The organism is Pyruvatibacter mobilis, from assembly GCF_012848855.1.
Classification (GTDB): domain Bacteria; phylum Pseudomonadota; class Alphaproteobacteria; order CGMCC-115125; family CGMCC-115125; genus Pyruvatibacter; species Pyruvatibacter mobilis.
On sequence record NZ_CP051630.1, the window covers coordinates 2,474,016 to 2,491,719 of the forward strand.

14 protein-coding genes and 2 pseudogenes are annotated in these 17,704 nt (G+C 65.1%); 2 read left to right on the forward strand and 14 right to left on the reverse strand.

Annotation, left to right across the window (positions count from 1 at the left end; all coding sequences use genetic code 11):
- Positions 1–61: 61 nt before the first annotated feature.
- Positions 62–1,237 (forward strand): acetylornithine deacetylase, encoded by a 1,176-nt coding sequence (argE, locus tag HG718_RS11525; protein WP_160586868.1) that lies wholly within the window; start codon positions 62–64, stop codon positions 1,235–1,237.
- Here the strand turns inward: argE and HG718_RS11530 are convergent.
- The 5 genes from HG718_RS11530 to HG718_RS11550 form a co-directional block, all read right to left on the reverse strand.
- On the reverse strand, positions 1,224–1,883 hold the full coding sequence (locus HG718_RS11530) for a hypothetical protein (protein WP_160586869.1): 660 nt from the start codon (positions 1,881–1,883) through the stop codon (positions 1,224–1,226). The two genes, argE and HG718_RS11530, sit on opposite strands and share 14 nt — an antisense overlap.
- Entirely contained in the window at positions 1,828–2,829 is a 1,002-nt protein-coding gene (locus HG718_RS11535; protein WP_244624793.1) for an Hsp33 family molecular chaperone, read from the reverse strand. Before HG718_RS11535 ends, HG718_RS11530 begins: the two co-directional genes overlap by 56 nt.
- A gap of 97 nt (positions 2,830–2,926) precedes the next feature.
- The gene (gene argF / locus HG718_RS11540) at positions 2,927–3,850 is read right to left on the reverse strand and encodes an ornithine carbamoyltransferase (protein WP_027843885.1); all 924 of its coding nucleotides are present in this window, start codon (positions 3,848–3,850) and stop codon (positions 2,927–2,929) included.
- Positions 3,851–3,863: 13 nt separating this feature from the next.
- A complete protein-coding gene (locus HG718_RS11545; protein ID WP_244624794.1) occupies positions 3,864–5,093 on the reverse strand; it encodes an aspartate aminotransferase family protein in 1,230 nt (409 codons plus the stop codon).
- A 269-nt stretch (positions 5,094–5,362) separates the two neighbouring features.
- Positions 5,363–6,169 carry an ABC transporter permease gene (locus HG718_RS11550; protein WP_160586870.1) on the reverse strand — a complete coding sequence of 269 codons (807 nt, stop codon included), beginning with the start codon at positions 6,167–6,169 and terminating at the stop codon, positions 5,363–5,365.
- A gap of 429 nt (positions 6,170–6,598) precedes the next feature.
- Here HG718_RS11550 and HG718_RS11555 point away from each other — a divergent pair, with 429 nt between their 5' ends.
- On the forward strand, positions 6,599–7,123 hold the full coding sequence (locus HG718_RS11555; protein WP_027843889.1) for a GcrA family cell cycle regulator: 525 nt from the start codon (positions 6,599–6,601) through the stop codon (positions 7,121–7,123).
- Between the two features lie 128 nt (positions 7,124–7,251).
- On the opposite strand, the gene phoB is transcribed toward HG718_RS11555, so the two are convergent.
- The 9 genes and pseudogenes from phoB to HG718_RS11595 form a co-directional block, all read right to left on the reverse strand.
- Positions 7,252–7,953: a phosphate regulon transcriptional regulator PhoB gene (phoB, locus tag HG718_RS11560; protein ID WP_027843890.1), complete on the reverse strand. Its 702-nt coding sequence runs from the start codon at positions 7,951–7,953 to the stop codon at positions 7,252–7,254.
- Positions 7,954–8,012: 59 nt separating this feature from the next.
- Positions 8,013–8,756, reverse strand: a complete 744-nt coding sequence (phoU, locus tag HG718_RS11565) for a phosphate signaling complex protein PhoU (protein WP_027843891.1) — start codon at positions 8,754–8,756, stop codon at positions 8,013–8,015.
- A gap of 172 nt (positions 8,757–8,928) precedes the next feature.
- A complete protein-coding gene (gene pstB / locus HG718_RS11570) occupies positions 8,929–9,675 on the reverse strand; it encodes a phosphate ABC transporter ATP-binding protein PstB (RefSeq protein WP_244617617.1) in 747 nt (248 codons plus the stop codon).
- A 90-nt stretch (positions 9,676–9,765) separates the two neighbouring features.
- Positions 9,766–10,668 (reverse strand): annotated as a pseudogene (gene pstA / locus HG718_RS15660) (phosphate ABC transporter permease PstA); the annotation flags it as partial.
- Positions 10,669–11,112: 444 nt separating this feature from the next.
- A pseudogene (locus tag HG718_RS15665) lies at positions 11,113–11,577 on the reverse strand (DUF3333 domain-containing protein); the annotation flags it as partial.
- Positions 11,570–12,955: a phosphate ABC transporter permease subunit PstC gene (gene pstC, locus HG718_RS11580; protein WP_160586872.1), complete on the reverse strand. Its 1,386-nt coding sequence runs from the start codon at positions 12,953–12,955 to the stop codon at positions 11,570–11,572. The gene pstC and the pseudogene HG718_RS15665, both read right to left, overlap by 8 nt.
- A 275-nt stretch (positions 12,956–13,230) precedes the next feature.
- Complete coding sequence (locus HG718_RS11585) at positions 13,231–14,265, reverse strand: PstS family phosphate ABC transporter substrate-binding protein (protein WP_160586873.1); 1,035 nt, start codon at positions 14,263–14,265, stop codon at positions 13,231–13,233.
- A gap of 300 nt (positions 14,266–14,565) precedes the next feature.
- Complete coding sequence (locus HG718_RS11590) at positions 14,566–16,116, reverse strand: ATP-binding protein (RefSeq protein WP_160586874.1); 1,551 nt, start codon at positions 16,114–16,116, stop codon at positions 14,566–14,568.
- Positions 16,117–16,471: 355 nt separating this feature from the next.
- Positions 16,472–17,692 (reverse strand): acyl-CoA dehydrogenase family protein, encoded by a 1,221-nt coding sequence (locus tag HG718_RS11595; RefSeq protein WP_160586875.1) that lies wholly within the window; start codon positions 17,690–17,692, stop codon positions 16,472–16,474.
- Positions 17,693–17,704 lie beyond the last annotated feature (12 nt).

Sequence of the window (17,704 nt, forward strand, 5' to 3'; positions counted from 1 at the left end):
CCCTTGCTGAAGGGGCGATGAGGCCGGATCCGGCTTTTTTGACGGCAAACGGGGTTGTTTCATGACCGGGTCCGACATTTCCATGACCGCGCCGGCACTGCTGCGCCAGCTCATCGCTTTCGACACGACGAGCCATCTGAGCAATCTGGCGCTGGTGGACTTCGTGACCGGGCTGATGGACCGCTACGGCATGCGCTACGAGCTGATCCCCAATGAGGACGGCACAAAGGCCAATCTGTACGGCACCATCGGCGGCGACGGGCCGGACGGGATCGTGCTGTCCGGACATACGGATGTGGTGCCGGTGGAAGATCAGGACTGGTCGAGCGACCCGTTCGACATGGTGGAGAAGGACGGCAAGTATTTCGGCCGCGGCACGTCGGACATGAAGGGCTTTATTGCCTGCGCGCTGGCGCAGTTGCCGAAACTCTCAGCGGCAAAGCTGTCGCGGCCCGTCCATTTCGCCTTTTCCTATGATGAGGAAATCGGATGTCTGGGCGTGCGGCCGATGATCGAGCATCTGGCCGGGCACCTGCCCAAGCCGGGCCTTGTCATTGTCGGCGAGCCGACGGACATGGCTGTCGTGGACGCGCACAAGGGCATCCGCTCCTTCCGGGTGGAAGTGACAGGCCTCGAATATCATTCAAGCCAGACCGACAAGGGCGTGAACGCCATTATGGCGGCAGCCCGGATGATCGCGTTCCTGGGTGAGATCGCCGAAGAGATGAAAGCGCGGGGGGATGCCTCAGGCCGCTTTCAGCCGCCCTACACCACCCTGTCGGTGGGCCGCATCGGCGGTGGCACCGCCACCAATATCGTGCCGCGCCATTGCTGGTTTACTTTCGAGCACCGCACCCTGCCCGACCAGGACGTGGACGAGATCAGCACGCGCCTGCGCCGCTTCGCCGACGAAACGCTGCTGCCGGACATGCGGGCTGTTTATCCGCAGGCGGACATTCGCATCGAGACGCTGGCGCAGGCACCGGGCCTAAAGCCCAGCGACGACGCGTCGCCGCTGGAAACGGCGGTGATGATGCTGGCGGGACGCAATGACCGGGAGGCTGTGTCCTATGCCACGGAGGCCGGGCTGTTCCAGGAAGTCGGTATTCCCACGCTGGTATGCGGGCCCGGCAGCATCCTGCAGGCGCACAAGCCGGATGAATGGGTCGAGACGAAACAGCTTGAGGCCTGTGACGACTTCCTGAGCCGCCTGGTGGACCACATCAGCGCCGGATGATGTAGCCCAACTCGGCGCGGATGCCGTTTTCAAGCTCCTGATTGAGCGAGGTGGCAATCTCCTCCATCAGCGCAAAACGGATGCGGTCGCGCTCATTGAGGCTGGCGCTTTCAAGGATGTCGCGCTTGCCTTCCACCTTCACGCTGATGCCGCCGATACGGCCTGTGACCGGGTCGATGAGATCAACCGCCACTTCACAGACGGCTTCGATGCGCGTGTCCGCCTGATCCTTGAAGAAGCCTTCAACACCCTTTTCCACCGGCAAGGGCTTTTCCGTCACCGAGCCATCGAGCAGGGTGACGCGCAGCAGGCTGCCATCGGCGGCGCCGGGACCGCCGGGCACGGCCCGCAGGCGGTCACGCGTCCAGGTGCGGATGATGCGCACCGGGTTGTTGGGCACGAGATGGCCGATATGGGGCGGCTGGCCGGGCTGCTGCCAGGCTTCCGCGAGGTCGATCTCGGCGACGTCCAGCGCCATCACCTCGGTGTGGCCGAAGGTGAGCGTGGCGTTGACGGGGCCCTGCGGCGGGGCCGTGGTCGCCAGGCAGCCCGCCAGCAGCAGGCTTGCCGCCAGCATCACCACCAGCCGTTCAAGCGCCGGATACTTCCTCCGGCTTGAAGGTGTAGTTGCTGCTGCAGAACTCACATCGCACCTCGATCAGACCGTCTTCCGTGTACATGTCGGCGAGCTCATCTTCGCCGAATCCCTTGAGGACACCGGCAATGTACTCCTGCGAGCAGCGGCATGAGAAGCTCAAGGGGTGCTCGGAGAACACCCGCACGCCGTCTTCGTGATAGAGGCGGTAGAGCAGGGTTTCAGCGGCAAGGCCGGGATCGACAAGCTCATGGTCCTCGACCGTCTCCATGAGGATGCGGGCGCGGTTCCAGTTGTCGTCCTCTTCGGCATCGTCCTGCGCGGGCTCAGAGCCGTCCGGCGCGTCGCCGGGATGGGCATCGCGCACATAGCCGCCATCGGCGGGCATATGCTGGATCATGATGCCGCCGGCACGCCAGCCGCCGCCCGCATGGCCGTCGGCATCACGCTGCATGGTCTCGGCGACGACAAGGCGGATCAGGGTGGGCAATTGCTCGGAGCGGCGGAAATAGGCTTCCCCGCAGGCGGACAGGCTGTCGCCCTCGAGCGGCACCACGCCCTGATAGGAATTGCGGCCGGGGCCCTGATCAACGGTGAGCGCCAGGCTGCCGGTGCCGACAAGGTCAGCCAGCTTCGGGGCCGCGCTGCCGAGTGCCTCGACCTTGTCACGGTCAAAATGGGCGTAGCCGCGCAGGCCCCCATCCTTGGTCATGTCGGCGACCAGCATGTCCACCGGGCCGTTGCTCGACATCTGCACCGTGAAGCGGCCATCGAGCTTCAGCGCCGTGCCGAGCATGGAGGCAAGCAGCAGGGCCTCGCCCAGCAGGCGGGACACGGCGGCCGGATAATCGTGGCGGCCGAGAATATCGCTGATCACCGGGCCGATGCGGGCCAGGCGGCCGCGCACATCCATGCCTTCAATGGCGAAGGGCAGCACGAGGTCGTCGCCCGGAGCCGTCAGGTCACGGGGGGCCGGTTCGTTGGGGGTCACGTCCACGGGGCTTTGTCCGAAATGGGTATCCAAAAGGGGATCGGTTACGAGGTCCGCGCCATGGCTGCCCGGGGCAGCAGCAGCGCGGGCCCCCTAGATGTGGTCAGTCGAGGCACCAGGCAAGGATGCCTTTCTGGGCATGGAGGCGGTTTTCCGCCTCGTCGAACACCACCGATTGCGGGCCGTCGATCACGCCCGCCGTCATTTCCTCGCCGCGATGGGCGGGCAGGCAGTGCAGGAAGATCGCGTCCTTGTTGGCGCGGGCCATGAGTTTTTCGGTCACCTGATAGGGCATCAACAGATTGTGACGGCGCTCGGCCTCCTCGTCGCCCATGGAAACCCAGGTGTCGGCCACCACCGCGTCCACCCCCTCGACACCTGCTTCGGCGTCATGCACGAGGCGCACCTTGCCGCCTGCGGCAATCGCTTCCTCGATGCACTGGCTGGGGGGCGACAGTTCCGGCGGGCAGGCCAGCATCAGCTCGAAGTCGAAGCGATGGGTGGCTTCGATCCAGGAGCGGGCCATGTTGTTGCCGTCGCCCACCCAGGCAACCCGCTTGCCGGCGATGGGGCCGCGATGCTCTTCGAAGGTGAGGATGTCGGCCATGAGCTGGCAGGGGTGGCCGGCATCTGACAGGCCGTTGATGACGGGCACGGTGGCGTGCTCGGCAAGCTCGACCATCTTGGCGTGGTCGTCGGTGCGCAGCATGATGATGTCGACATAGCGCGACAGGACGCGGGCGGTGTCGGCCACCGTCTCGCCGCGGCCCAGCTGCATTTCCCCGCCATTGAGCAGCAGGGTTTCGCCGCCCAGCTGGCGCATCGCCACGTCGAAGGAGACGCGGGTGCGGGTGGAGGGCTGCTCGAAGATCATCGCCAGCAGGTAGCCATCCAGCGGTTTATCCGCATCCGGACGGCCTTTCGGCCAGCCGGTGCGCGCCGTCTTGGCATCGCGCGAGCGGTCAAGGATCGAGCGCAGGGCGGCCTTGTCGATGGTGTTGAGGTCGATGAAATTCTTGTGGGCCATGTTTCAGGGCACCTCAGGTTGCGGCTGCGCCGGATGCGTCCCCCTCCCGGGATTGCGACAGCGCTGCACAGACGGACTCGATACGCGACACGGCATCGGCCGCTTCGTCCTCGGAAATGATGAGCGGCGGGAGCAGGCGGACCACATTGTCGCCAGCCGCCACGGTGAGCAGGCCCTTCGCCATGAGGGCCTTCTGGATATCGGTGTTGGGGGCCTTGCACTTAAGGCCGAGGAACAGCCCGCGGCCGCGCACGGTCTCGATCACGTCGGGATATTCGTCGGCCAGCATGGACAGCCCCTGGGTGAGCCGGCCCGCAACGCGGCGCACATGCTCAAGGAATTCAGGCTGTGCGACTTCATCGATCACCGCGTTGCCCACGGCCATGGCCAGCGGGTTGCCGCCATAGGTGGAGCCATGGGTGCCGGGCGTCATGCCCTTGGCGGCTTCAGCCGTTGCGAGGCAGGCACCCAGCGGGAAGCCGCCGCCAATGCCCTTGGCGGACGCCATGATGTCGGGCACGACGCCCAGATCCATATAGGCAAACAGATGGCCCGTGCGGCCGACGCCGGACTGCACCTCGTCGAAGACCAAAAGAAGGCCGTGCTCATCGGCCAGCTTGCGCAGGGCCTTGATGAAGTCCTTGGAGGCCTCGCGGATGCCGCCCTCGCCCTGGATGGGTTCGATGAGGAAGCCTGCGGTATTGTCGCCGATGGCGGCCTTCACGGCCTCGATGTCGTTGAGCGGCACCTGCACGAAGCCCGGCATCCGGGGGCCGAAGCCATCAAGATATTTTTCCTGGCCGCCGGCGGCGATGGTCGCCAGGGTCCGGCCGTGGAAGGCACCCTCAAAGGTGATCAGCTCGTAGCGCTCAGGGTTGCCGGAGGCTGCATGATATTTCCGCGCCATCTTGATTGAGGCTTCCAGCGCCTCGGCACCGGAATTGGTGAAGAACACCGTGTCGGCGAAGGTGAGGGAAATCAGTTTTTCGGCGAGCTTGGTCTGGCCTTCCACCTGGTAGAGGTTGGAAACGTGCCAGACCTTCTGGGCCTGCCCGGTCAGTGCCTCGATGAGTTTCGGGTGGGCATGGCCGAGCGCGTTGACGGCGACGCCGGCACCGAAATCAAGATACCGGTCGCCATTACTGGCGATCAGCCACGCGCCCTCGCCGCGCTCGAACGAGATGTCGGCGCGCGCATAGGTGGGCAGGACAGGGCTGATGGGCGTCTTGGCGGCGGTACTCACCACGGGGTCTCCGAGAATGCCCGGCGCTTCACGCGGGCGGGCCTGGACAGGAATGCTCCCGATAAATCAGGCCCAGAAACACAAAACGCCGCCGGCGGGCGGCGGCGGGGCCAGATCAGGAAAGCGCGGATTGTTTCTTTTCAGCACGGCCATGTCAATATGCCGCTTGGGACGGAAAAAGGGGCGGAAAATCGCAGTTTTCTGCGCTGCTTTTCCGGGCAGTCAGGGGCGCGGGGACCGGGTCCCGGCGCGCCCCCGGATGCTATGCCCTAGGCCTTGAGCCGGTAGCCCTTCTTGAAGACGTAATGGCACAGGCCCCACAACACCGCGTTGAGGGCCACCAGCACGATGACACCGGTGGTGATGGAGCCGTCCGCATGGCCGGTGAAGCCGTAGCGGAAACCGTCGATCATATAGAAGAACGGGTTGTAGCTGCTGATGCCGCGAGCCACTTCCGGCAGGCGCTCTACCGAGTAGAAGGTGCCTGACAGGAAGGCCAGCGGGGTGATGATGAAATTGGTCACCGCCTGCATGTGGTCGAATTTCTCTGCCCAGACGCCCGCCAGCACGCCCATCAGGGCCAGCGCCAGAGAGGCGGCCAGCACGAAGAAAAGGACGGCCCACCAGTGAGCGACGCCCATGGGGGCAAAGAAGGAAATGACGATGGCCGAGGCCAGCGCCACCACCACGCCGCGGGTGACGCCGCCAAAGGCAAAGGCGGCATTGAGCTCGCCGGGGGACAGCGGCGGCATCAGCATGTCCACCACATTGCCCTGCACCTTGGAAACCAGGATCGAGGACGACGTATTGGCGAAGGCGTTCTGGATCACCGTCATCATGATGAGGCCCGGGCCGAGAAAGGCCAGGTAGGGCACGCCCGCGACGACAGTGTCGGCCCGGCCCATGGCCACGGCGAAGACGGCGAAGAACAGGAGTGCCGTCACCACGGGGCCCGCCACCGTCTGGGTGAACACCTTCATGAAGCGGCGCACTTCCTTGAGGTAGAGGGTCCACAGGCCCAGCCAGTTGACGGAGCCAAACCGGCGCTCGCCGGGCTCAAATTGCACATCGCTCATGATGATCACCCGCCGAACGGGCCCCCAAACGCGGTCCCGGCATGCCTGGCCGGCCCGATGATTTCCCAGACCGCCGATGCCCTGCCCCGCTCTGCGGCGGGTACGGAGGTGGCGGTGTGGTCGGGCTGGCCCGGACGGGGTGAGCCGCACGCCCAAGCGGGCTGCGGCTCTGGCCGGGAGGAAAGACAAAAACGGTCCCGCCGGAAGTAAGCCTGCGGACGCCGTCATGCAAGGGCGCCGCTTTATCCACAGAGGAAGGCGGCGCGACGCACGAAAATCAATATATTGTGGATAACCCCCTATAAAACCACAACATCTCTTGCCGCCGGCTCAAGCGATATTGTAGGTTAACGACACGTTAACACGAGATGTTGTGGTTGCCACCCGCTGGACACCACAAATTCCGGAATGGTTTAGGGGGAGCCGGCGATGTCCTGGACAGATGAACGCGTTGAGCAGCTGAAGCAGATGTGGATGGACGGGCTTTCCGCCAGCCAGATCGCGGCCCGGCTGGGTGGCGTCACCCGCAACGCAGTGATCGGCAAGGTGCATCGCCTGGGCCTGTCCGGCCGCGGCGCGCCGACCCGCGTGACCCGCCGCCGCCCGGCGAGCCCGCGCACGGCGCGCGCCACAACAGCCAGCACAACGACGGCCACACCACGCCGGGAAGCCGCCAAGAAGCCGGCACCTGTCCCTGCGCCGGAACCGGAAGAAGCCGAGCTCCTCAGCGATCCCGCCACCCAGGCCAATCTGCTGGAACTCAACGAGCAGACCTGCAAGTGGCCGATCGGCGACCCGGGCGATGAGAACTTCCATTTCTGCGGCCGCCGTTCGGCCCCTGGCCTGCCCTATTGCGCAGCCCACGCCAAGATGGCCTACCAGCCGCTGCCGTCGCGCCGTGAGCGCAAGGACAAGGCACCGCAGCGCCAGTTCCCGAACCGTATGATCGGCTAAGGGGCACCGGTTTCCGGGCCTTCACATTCAAAACCCGATATGCCACATGCAAAAGGCGGATCCTCCCAAGGGTCCGCCTTTTCATTTGGGGTCTTTCCGGAAGCCCCCCGCGGTCTGCTGAGGCGTGGTCAGTCGCGGAAGTGCTCATCCAGCGCGTAGCCCGCGGAGCGGACGGTGCGGATCGGGTCCTGCTCGCCGGGATTGTTGAGCGCCTTGCGGAGGCGGCCGATATGCACGTCCACCGTGCGGGCCTCCACATAGACATCCGAACCCCAGACAGCATCCAGAAGCTGCTCGCGGCTGAACACGCGGCCGGGATGCTGGATCAGGTGATCAAGCAGGCGGAACTCGGTGGGGCCGAGATGGATTTCCCGGTCGCCGCGGCGCACCCGGTGGGCAGCCCGGTCAACGGCTACGTCGCCGAAGGTAACGATGTCCTCGGTAAGGGCCGGGCGGATGCGGCGCAGCACCGCGCGGACGCGCGCCAGAAGCTCGGTCATCGAGAAGGGCTTGGTGATGTAGTCATCCGCGCCGGTATCAAGCCCGCGCACCCGGTCGGCTTCCTCGCCGCGCGCCGTGAGCATGATGATGGGGATGTTGCGCGTTTCACTGCGGCCGCGCAGGCGGCGGCACAGCTCGATGCCGGAGACCTGCGGCAGCATCCAGTCCAGCAGCACCAGATCCGGCTGCTGCTCGTCGACGATCATCATCGCCTCTTCGCCATCCGCCGTCGTGGTGACGCGGTAGCCTTCCTTCTCCAGATTGTACTGGAGCAGCGTCGTCAGCGCGGCCTCGTCCTCGACGACAAGCACTTGCGGTTGTGTCTTCATGGGTCGTGTACCGGTTGAGCTGGAGCCGGGTGCGCCGGACATGGATGCTGAGGCGAGGTTCATTCAGCTGTTCCTGCGTCCTTGGAGGGCATGTCCTTGGGATATTCGAGCGTGGTGACGCTCGTCGTGTCGCCCTTGGGCCGGTTCTGGCCGATATTCTCGCCCTTCACCAGGAACTGGATGGTCTCGGCGATATTGGTGGAGTGATCCCCGATGCGCTCGAGGTTCTTGGCCACGAAGAGAAGATGCGTACACAGAGAAATGGTGCGCGGGTCTTCCATCATGTAGGTAAGCAATTCGCGGAACAGCGAATTGTACATCTCGTCGATTTCCTCGTCGCGGCGCCACACCACCATGGCACGCTCGTGATCGCGCTGGGCATAGGCATCCAGCACTTCCTTGAGCTGGGTCAGCACCTGGCGGCCCATGCGGCCGAGGCCCTGCATGGCGCGGCCGGGGCTGGCCTGGTCCACGGCCTGGGCGCGCTTGGCGATGTTCTTGGCAAGGTCGCCGATGCGCTCGAGGTCAGACGAGATCTTGATGGCGGAGATGGTTTCGCGCAGGTCGATCGCCATGGGCTGGCGCAGGGCGATCAGGCGCAGGGCCTGAGCCTCGATGTCCACTTCCAGCTCATCGATCTGCTTGTCAGAGGCAATGGTCTGTTCGGCGAGGGTGCGGTCGCGGCGGGTGATGGCGTCGATGGAATCGGCAAGCTGCCGTTCCGCAAGGCCACCCATGCGCGCGAGGCTCTCATTGATCCGGTCAAGGGCCTCTTCGAAGGATGAAACGATATGTCCCTGCACGTGGGTTTCTCCCGAAACGCAATGGGGCGGAGCGGCATGGATGTCATGCCGCACAGGCCCCGCCGCACCTGTTGTTGCCTTGCCGGTGGCGTGGTTGCCAGCGGGCGGAAAGTGCCAGTCTATGCCAATTCACTGCAAAGCCAATCGGCAGATCCGCCCCGGCTGACGCGGCTTACCCGAAGCGGCCGGTGATGTAATCCTGCGTCCGCTCGTCGGTGGGGTTGGTGAAGATCTGCTCGGTGTCGCCCTCTTCCACCAGGATGCCAAGGTGGAAGAACGCGGTGCGCTGCGACACGCGGGCGGCCTGCTGCATGGAGTGGGTGACGATGGCGATGGTGTAGTTTTCCTTCAGCTCGTCGATCAGTTCCTCGATGCGCGCGGTGGCGATCGGGTCAAGCGCCGAGCAGGGCTCGTCCATCAGGATCACTTCCGGCGACACGGCGATGGCGCGGGCGATGCACAGGCGCTGCTGCTGACCGCCGGAGAGGCCGGTGCCCGGTTCGCCGAGACGGTCCTTCACCTCGTCCCACAGGCCTGCACGCTGAAGGGATGTCTCGACGATCTCGTCCATCTCCTTCTTGTTGTTGGCGATGCCGTGGATGCGCGGGCCGTAGGCGATGTTGTCGTAGATCGACTTCGGGAACGGGTTCGGCTTCTGGAACACCATGCCGATGCGGGCGCGGATTTCCACGACGTCCACATTGGGGTCGTAGATGTCGTCGCCATCGAGCTTGATGGAGCCTGACACGCGGGCAATATCCACCACATCGTTCATGCGGTTGAGGCAGCGCAGATAGGTGGACTTGCCGCAGCCCGACGGGCCGATGAGCGCGGTCACCTGGTTCTGGCGGATGTCGAGATTGACGTCGAACAGCGCCTGCTTCTCGCCGTAGAACACGTTGACGTTGCGGGTTTCCATCTTCACCTGCGCATCGGCGGGTGAGGCCTGACCGCGGGCGTGCTGTGCGATGTCTTCAGCTACTGACATGGGTCTATCCCCTTTTGAAAACTACCAGCGGCGCTCGAAGCGGCGGCGCAGGAGAACGGCAAGCGCGTTCATCAGAACAAGGAAGGTGAGCAGCACCATGATGGCGGCGCTGGTCTTGGCGACGAAGGCCCGTTCGGGGCTGTCGGCCCAGATGTAGATCTGCACCGGCAGCACGGTGGCCGGATCGGTAAAGCCGCCGGGCACGTCCACGATGAAGGCGACCATGCCGATCATCAGGAGCGGTGCTGTTTCGCCCAGCGCCTGCGCCATGCCGATGATGGTGCCGGTGAGAATACCCGGCATCGCCAGCGGCAGCACGTGGTGGGTGATGACCTGCACCTTGGAGGCACCGACGCCGAGGGCTGCTTCGCGGATCGACGGGGGCACCGCCTTGAGCGCTGCGCGGGTGGCGATGATGATCGTCGGAAGCGTCATCAGCGCCAGCACCATGCCGCCGACCAGCGGGGCGGAGCGCGGCAGGCCGAAGAAATTGAGGAACATGGCAAGACCGAGCAGACCGAACACGATGGAAGGCACGGCGGCCAGGTTGTTGATGTTCACCTCAATCAGATCGGTGATGCGGTTCTGCGGCGCGAATTCCTCAAGATAGATGGCGGCCAGAACGGCAATCGGGAAGGACAGGAGCAGGGTGATCGTCAGGGTCAGGAAGGACCCGACGACGGCGCCCCAGATGCCTGCCTGCTCAGGGGCGCGGCTGTCGCCCTTGGAGAACAGCACATCGGCGAAGGTGCTCTCGATGGAGCCGTCCTTCTGAAGCTCAAGCAGCCAGGTGGCGGTGCGGTCCTTGATCTGGCGGCCGGTTTCCGGCGTCACCAGCTTCACCACGGTCCACTCGCCGGCCTGGGCCGGTGTGTCGCTGTCGAGCGGCACGAAGGCTTCGCCCTCGATGGTCTCGTTGCTGACGCGCAGCGCCTTCACGATGCCGCCATTGATCTCGATGAGGATCGACGGCATGGCCTCGGTGAGGTCCAGCGTGCCGCCGCCGGAGCGGGCGGCATCGAACAGCGCCGCTGCTTCCTTGTCGAGATTGGCCGCCTTGCGGATGCGGCTGTTGATGGAGCTTTCAAGGCTCTTAATGCGGCCTTCGAGGTTCTCCCGCTCGGCACCCACCGCGTTGGCGGCGCGGGCGCGCAGGGCCTTCACGTCGTTTTCCAGCACCGTGATGCCGCGGCGTTCGCGGTTGGCGGTCTGGCCGATCTTGTCGGACTGCGCTTCCAGCGTCTGCTTCACGTCGGCGAGGATGTCGGCAAAGACATTGCCGGATGCAAGCAGGCTGAGCTCGCCCTCGGCGCCGGTGGGCGACAGTTCCGCCTTCGGCTGGTACTCGTCGATGTCGGTCATCTGGCCCTTGAGGAAGGTGTCCATGCTGTCGGAGACGGACACGGTCACCTGCTGGCGGGTGCCGATGACGGAGGGGTCAGCTTCGACGAATTCCTTCAAGGTCACGTCGGCGCCGCCTGAAAGAATGTCGGCCAGCTCACGCTTGTCGCGGCGGGCGGTGACGCTCGGGAAGCGCTCATAGAGCGCGCGGCGGGCCATTGCCTGGAAGTTGGCGGCGCGGAGATTGTCCGGGTCGATCTCATCTGCCGGAAATTCCACCTCGATCGTCACCTTGTGCTGGGTGAACGCCGGCAGGCCCTGGGACACGATGGACCCGATAAGCGAGGCCAGCACCGCCACCGCGATGAAGATGGCGATCAGGCCATAGGCCTGAAAACGCGCCTCGGCTGCATAGCGCCGCCGCACCCGCTTGGCGGAGAGGTCGGGCTTCCGGTTGACGACGGAGCCGGTATCGGAGGTGGCGTCAGTCATACTTCTCTCGGTACTTGCGGACGATGCCGAGCGCGAAGACGTTCAGGCAGAGCGTGATGAAGAAGAGAACAAGGCCCAGCGCAAAGGCGGCGAGCGTCTTGGCGCTGTCGAATTCCTGGTCACCGACCAGCAGGGTCACGATCTGCACCGTCACCGTGGTCACCGCTTCCAGCGGGTTGGCGGTGAGGTTGGCGGCAAGGCCTGCGGCCATCACCACGATCATGGTTTCACCGATGGCGCGGGAGACCGCCAGCAGCACCGCGCCGACAATGCCCGGCAGGGCTGCGGGCAGGATGACCTGCTTGATGGTTTCAGACCTGGTGGCGCCCAGCGCGTAGGAGCCGTCGCGCAGGGTCTGGGGCACGGCGTTCATCACGTCATCCGACAGGGACGAAACGAAGGGGATGATCATCACGCCCATGACCATACCGGCGGCCAGGGCGCTTTCGGACGATACGTCGAGGCCGATCGATTCCCCCAGGCCGCGGAACAGCGGGGCGACGGTCAGGGCGGCGAAGAAGCCGTAGACCACCGTCGGCACGCCGGCGAGGATTTCGAGGATCGGCTTGGCGAAGCCGCGGAAGCGGGGGCTGGCATATTCGGACATGTAGATGGCCGAGAAGAGGCCCACCGGCACCGCCACGCACATGGCGATGATGGTGATGAGGAAGGTACCGGCGAAGATCGGCACCGCACCGAAGGCACCGGAGGAGCCCACCTGCTCGGCGCGGATGGCGGTCTGCGGGCTCCACTGAAGACCAAACAGGAACTCGTACCAGGAGACGCGGGCAAAGAAGCGGGCGGCCTCGAAGATGAGCGAGGCGACAATGCCGATGGTGGTGAAGATCGCGATGGTGGAGGCGACCACCATGATGACCCGGACCACGCGCTCGACCCGGTTACGGGCGCGCAGGTCCGGCGCGATCCTGGCGCGGGCATAGCCGATGCCGAGAATGGCGAGCGTCAGGGTAACGACGATCAGCGCCATGTTGGAGATGGTGAGCGCGCCCCGGTAGCCGTCGGCGGCTGCCTGCAGGGCGGGATCGACCTCGCGGCTGACGATATTGCCGGTGGCGAGGTTCTTGATGTCGGTGATGAGCAGGTTGAGCTCAGCGGTGGACAGGCTTGCCACCGTGGCTTCAGGCAGGTTGGCGCGCAGGATCATGTCGGCGATCTGCGGCTCCAGCGACAGCCAGAGCGCCAGCAGCACCAGCGCCGGCAGGCCGCACCACACGGCCACATAGGCCCCGTGATAGCTGGGCAGGGAATGGAGGGAGGCAAGCTTGCCGCCGGAGACAGCGCCGGCCCGGCTGCGGCCCATCAGATAGCCGATATAGCTCAGGACCAGAATGATGAGGATCAGGGTCGTCGCGCTCATGCGTTTACTCGTGTGTCGCCGGATCTGCGGCGGGTATGGACCGGATGCCTGCACCAGCGCAAGCGGCCCCCGCGCGAGGCGCAATCAGTGCGCCCCCTGCTCCAATCCGGCTTTTCCCCGTTGCGGGCCCCAGTTACAGGCCGAGGTAACCCGGCCCCCCAATGCTCCGCGTCCTTTATGCAGGACCTGCGGGCCTCAGAAATTCAGCAAATCGAATAATCAAATGCCGATGGGGCGGCGCTCCGTCCGGAACGCCGCCCCACTGGCGGTCGGTCTTACATGGACAGCGGAGCCAGGTTCAGCGCATTTTCGCGCATGGCTTCGCGGTCAGCGTCCGGAAGCGGGATCAGGCCCTTGTCGATGGCGTAGCCTTCTTCGCCAATCGCCTTCTCAGCAACGAACTCGGCAACGAATTCCTTGATGCCCGGGACGACGCCCACGTGCTCGTTCTTCACGTAGAAGTAGAGCGAACGGGACACCGGATAGTCGCCGGAAGCGATCGAGTCGAAGGTCGGCTGGGTGCCTTCCACGATCGAGCCCTGCACCTTGTCGCGGTTCTCTTCGAGGAAGGAGAAACCGAAGATGGCGAGAGCGGCCGGGTTGGCTTCGACCTTCTGGACCATCAGGTTGTCGTTTTCACCGGCTTCGATGAAGCGGCCGTCTTCGCGCATCGTGTCGGAGATGGCGCGGAAGGCCTTCTTGTCCTGACCGCGCAGGTCGTTCAGGAAGTCGAACTTGCGGGCGCCCTTGCGCATCACGAGCTCAACGAAGGCGTCACGGGTGCCGGAGGTCGGGGGCGGGCCGAGAACTTCGATTTCCAGGTCCGGGAGGGACGGATCGATTTCGGACCACTTGGTGTAGGGGTTCTTGACGAGAACGTTTTCCTCGTTGGGAACCTGAGCGGCCAGGGCCAGGAACAGCTGCTGACGGGTCAGCTCGAACTGGTCAGCGGACTTGGCGTTGGCGATGACGATGCCGTCGTAGCCGATCTTCACCTCGGTGATGGTGATGCCGGCAGCCGTGCACTTCTCGAACTCGCTCTTCTTGATGCGGCGGGAAGCGTTGGTGATGTCCGGGTGCTCAAGGCCGATGCCGGCGCAGAACAGCTTCATGCCGCCGCCGGAACCAGTGGACTCAACCACCGGGGTCTTGAACTCGGTCGTCTTACCGAACTGCTCGGCCACGAGGGTCGAGAACGGGAAGACCGTCGAGGAACCGACGATCTGGATCTGGTCGCGGGCCTGCGCAGCACCCGCAAACGCGATCGACGCAACCGCTGCAGCAGCGATGGTCATATTGCGAATGTTCATGATTTCTCCATCCGGTTGGAAATCTTTTGAGACCGCCCCCCTGGGTCACCTCATGGCGACCTGGCAACGATCCTGAGACAAAGAACTGGGACTGCACACGCCCGAAATACGCCGAACGCGCTTGCCCCAAAATGGGTGACACCATCCCAAGCCGACCGTCTCAGTGGATCGGTTGCGCGGACCGTAGGGCTGACGCGCGACCGATTTATTACGGACATATGACGGTTCGGTGACACCCGTTATGGGGTCTGGAATGTGACTGAAATGTCAGGAAATCCGCCGGTTTTTGAGGCAGTTTGCCTATTGGGCCGCGTCCACGCGGGGGCGGCGACGGCCTGAGGGCGACTCTTTTGTGTCACCCGCCGTGACAGCGTCTGCGGCGTCCGTTGCGGGCGTTCCGGCGGGCAGGCTGCGGGTGGCCGGGTCCACCGGCAGGAAGACCTTGAAGGTTGAGCCCTGGCCGATGCGGCTGTCGATCGACAGGGACCCCATGTGGCGGCTGACGATGTGCTTGACGATGGCAAGGCCGAGGCCGGTGCCGCCACGGCGGCGGCTCTGCTCGACATCGACGCGGTAGAACCGCTCGGTCAGGCGGGGAATGTGTTCCCGCTCGATGCCGGGGCCCCAGTCGCGCACGCTCATGACAATGCTGCCGGGCAGGCTGGACGGCCTTTCGTCGTCCATCCGGTCGTTGGCCGGGTTCGGGTCTGCCGACGGCCGGTCGCGCCGCAGGGTGACCTCCACCCGCCCGCCGGTGCTGCCATACTTGATCGCATTGGCCAGCAGGTTCTGGCAGACCTGCACCAGTTCGTCCCGGTCACCCAGGGGCCGGGGCAGGCCGTCCTCGACGGAGACCTCGATCTCGACGCCCTCGCGCTCGGCCAGCGGCGTCAGCATGTCCACCGTGTCATTGACGATGGCGCCCATGTCCACATGGCCCGCGGGCCGCACATGCTCGTTGAGCTCGATGCGGCTCAGGGACAGGAGGTCGTTGATCAGGCGGCCCATGCGCTCGGCCTGCTCCTGCATGATGGCGAGGAACTTGTCGCGCGCCTCCGGGTCATCGCGGGCGGGGCCGCGCAGGGTCTCGACGAAGCCGGACATGGAGGCCAGCGGCGTGCGCAGCTCATGGCTGGCATTGGCCACGAAGTCGGCGCGCATCTGTTCGGCGCGCTTGATGGTGGTGAGGTCGTGCAGGAGTATCAGCACGTTGCGCTGGCGGTCGCGGGAGCCGGACATGGCGCCGTCGCGCCCCGGTTCGGCTGCGGCGATGACCGGCGCGATGAAGGCGTGGTAGTGGCGCTCGATCGGCACGGGCTGGGTGTATTCCACCACCTGGGCGGCTTCCCCCGCCACCACCTGCGCCACCGCCTCCAGCACTTCCGGCACGCGCATGACGGTGGAGATGTGCCGCCGGGCTGCGGCCTCGCCGACAATGCCCGTGGCGGCACGGTTGTGCAGCACGATGCGGCCGGAACGGTCGAGCAGGATGATCGGGTCCGGCAGGCGCTCGATGATGGCGACGCCGGTCTCAGGGGTGAGCGGGAACTGGGCGCGCACGGTGGCGGGCTGGGTGAGCGGCATTTCCACCCGCCGCACGGTACGGCTGGCGCGGGGGGCATACTTAAGCCACAGGGCAGCAAGCCCCGCGACGGCACCGGCCATGAGGATAGCGGAGCTTGCCTTGAGCGCGCCGAGAAACGCCCCCAGCCCGATGATGGCCATGCCGCCGAAGGCGACAACGCCCACATCCAGGGTGCGGGTGCGCACGTGATCTTCCGACGCGGCGGGCCGCAACCCGCGGGACAGGAAGGAGTCGTTTTCCGGGGTTCCCGGCTTGTCGTCCGCCATCTTCACTCCACACCTCAAGGCAGGATCCTGCATGCCGGGCCGGCCTCCCCCGAATCAGGGGCGAGTCCGCCCCCATCAGACCAGGGCCGGGCCCGGGCGCATATCAAGATGCGCCGCGCCGTGGCCGCCACCCCGTTTCACAGTGAGGACAGCGACAGGCGCTTTAACGTGCAGGAGCACGAAGGACCACCGCATACGCGTCTTTCGTGACACTTCAGTAGCACCGGTCAGTAACACCGAAACAGCACCTGAAGATCACCGGCCCCTGCCGCGCGCATGGCGCTCAGGGTCTGTGCCGGTGGCATGTCACGTCATCCAGAACGGAGTCGCGGTGCGCAGTGTACCGCGCCTTGGGTCAGGTCCCAAAATCCCAACTGCCGCCGGAGTGATAATGCTTGAGCACATTCTTGGCGATGAGGATGCGGTGCACTTCGTCCGGGCCGTCGGCGAGCCTGAGCGTGCGGGCGCCGGTATACATGCCTGCCAGCGGCGTATCGCCTGAGACGCCCAGCGCGCCGTGCACCTGGATCGCCCTGTCCACCACGCGCTCGAAGGCTGCGGGCACGAAGACCTTGATGGCCGAGATATCGGTGCGGGCGTCGCCGCCTTCATCCATCACGCGGGCGCAGTTGATGGTCATCAGGCGGGCGGCCTGGATGTCCATGTAGCTGTCGGCGATGAAGCCCTGGACGAACTGCTTGGTTTCCAGCTTGCCGCCATGGACGTCGCGGTCCATGGAGCGGCGCACCATCATGTCGAAGGCACGCCACATGGCGCCGATGGAATTCATGCAGTGAAAAACACGCCCCGCGCCCAGACGGTCCTGGGCGGCCTGGTGGCCGGAGCCGACGCGGCCGAGCGCGTTGTCCACCGGCACGCGCACATCTTTATAGGTGATCTCGCAATGATCGCCGTTGGTGTGGCCCCAGACGGGGACCGAGCGGACGATCTCGAGGCCGGGCGTGTCCATGGGCACGATGATCTGCACCATGGTGTCGTCCGGCTTGCCTGCCTCCGGCGTTTCGCGCGCCGTGCGGCACATGACTATGGCGAAGTCGGCGCGGCGGGCATTTGAGGTGAACCATTTGTGGCCGTTGATGACCCACTCATCCCCGTCGCGCACGGCGCGGGTCTGGATCGAGCGGGGGTCGGAGCCCGCATTGCCCGGCTCGGTCATGGAGAAGCAGCTTTCCATCTCGCCGGAGATGAGCGGCTCGAGCCATTGTTTCTTCTGCTCTTCGGTGCCGTATTTGAGCAGCACTTTCTGGTTGCCGGAATTGGGCGCGACGACGCCGAACAGACGCGCGGAGAAGGGCGACCAGGCCAGCACTTCGTTCATGTAGGCATGGGCGAGAAAGCCGATGCCCATGCCGCCATATTCCGTCGGCAGATGCGGCGCCCAGAGGCCGCGCTCCTTTACCAGCTCGCGGATATGGGCGCGGACGGGTTCCGCCTCCTTGCCGCCCTTGAAGAGCACGGGTTCTGCGGGAATGATTTCGGCATTGACGATGTCAGCCGTCCTCAGCCGGATGTCGTTGACGTCATCCGACAGGCCGGGAATCGGCGCGATTTCCATGGGGTCCTCACC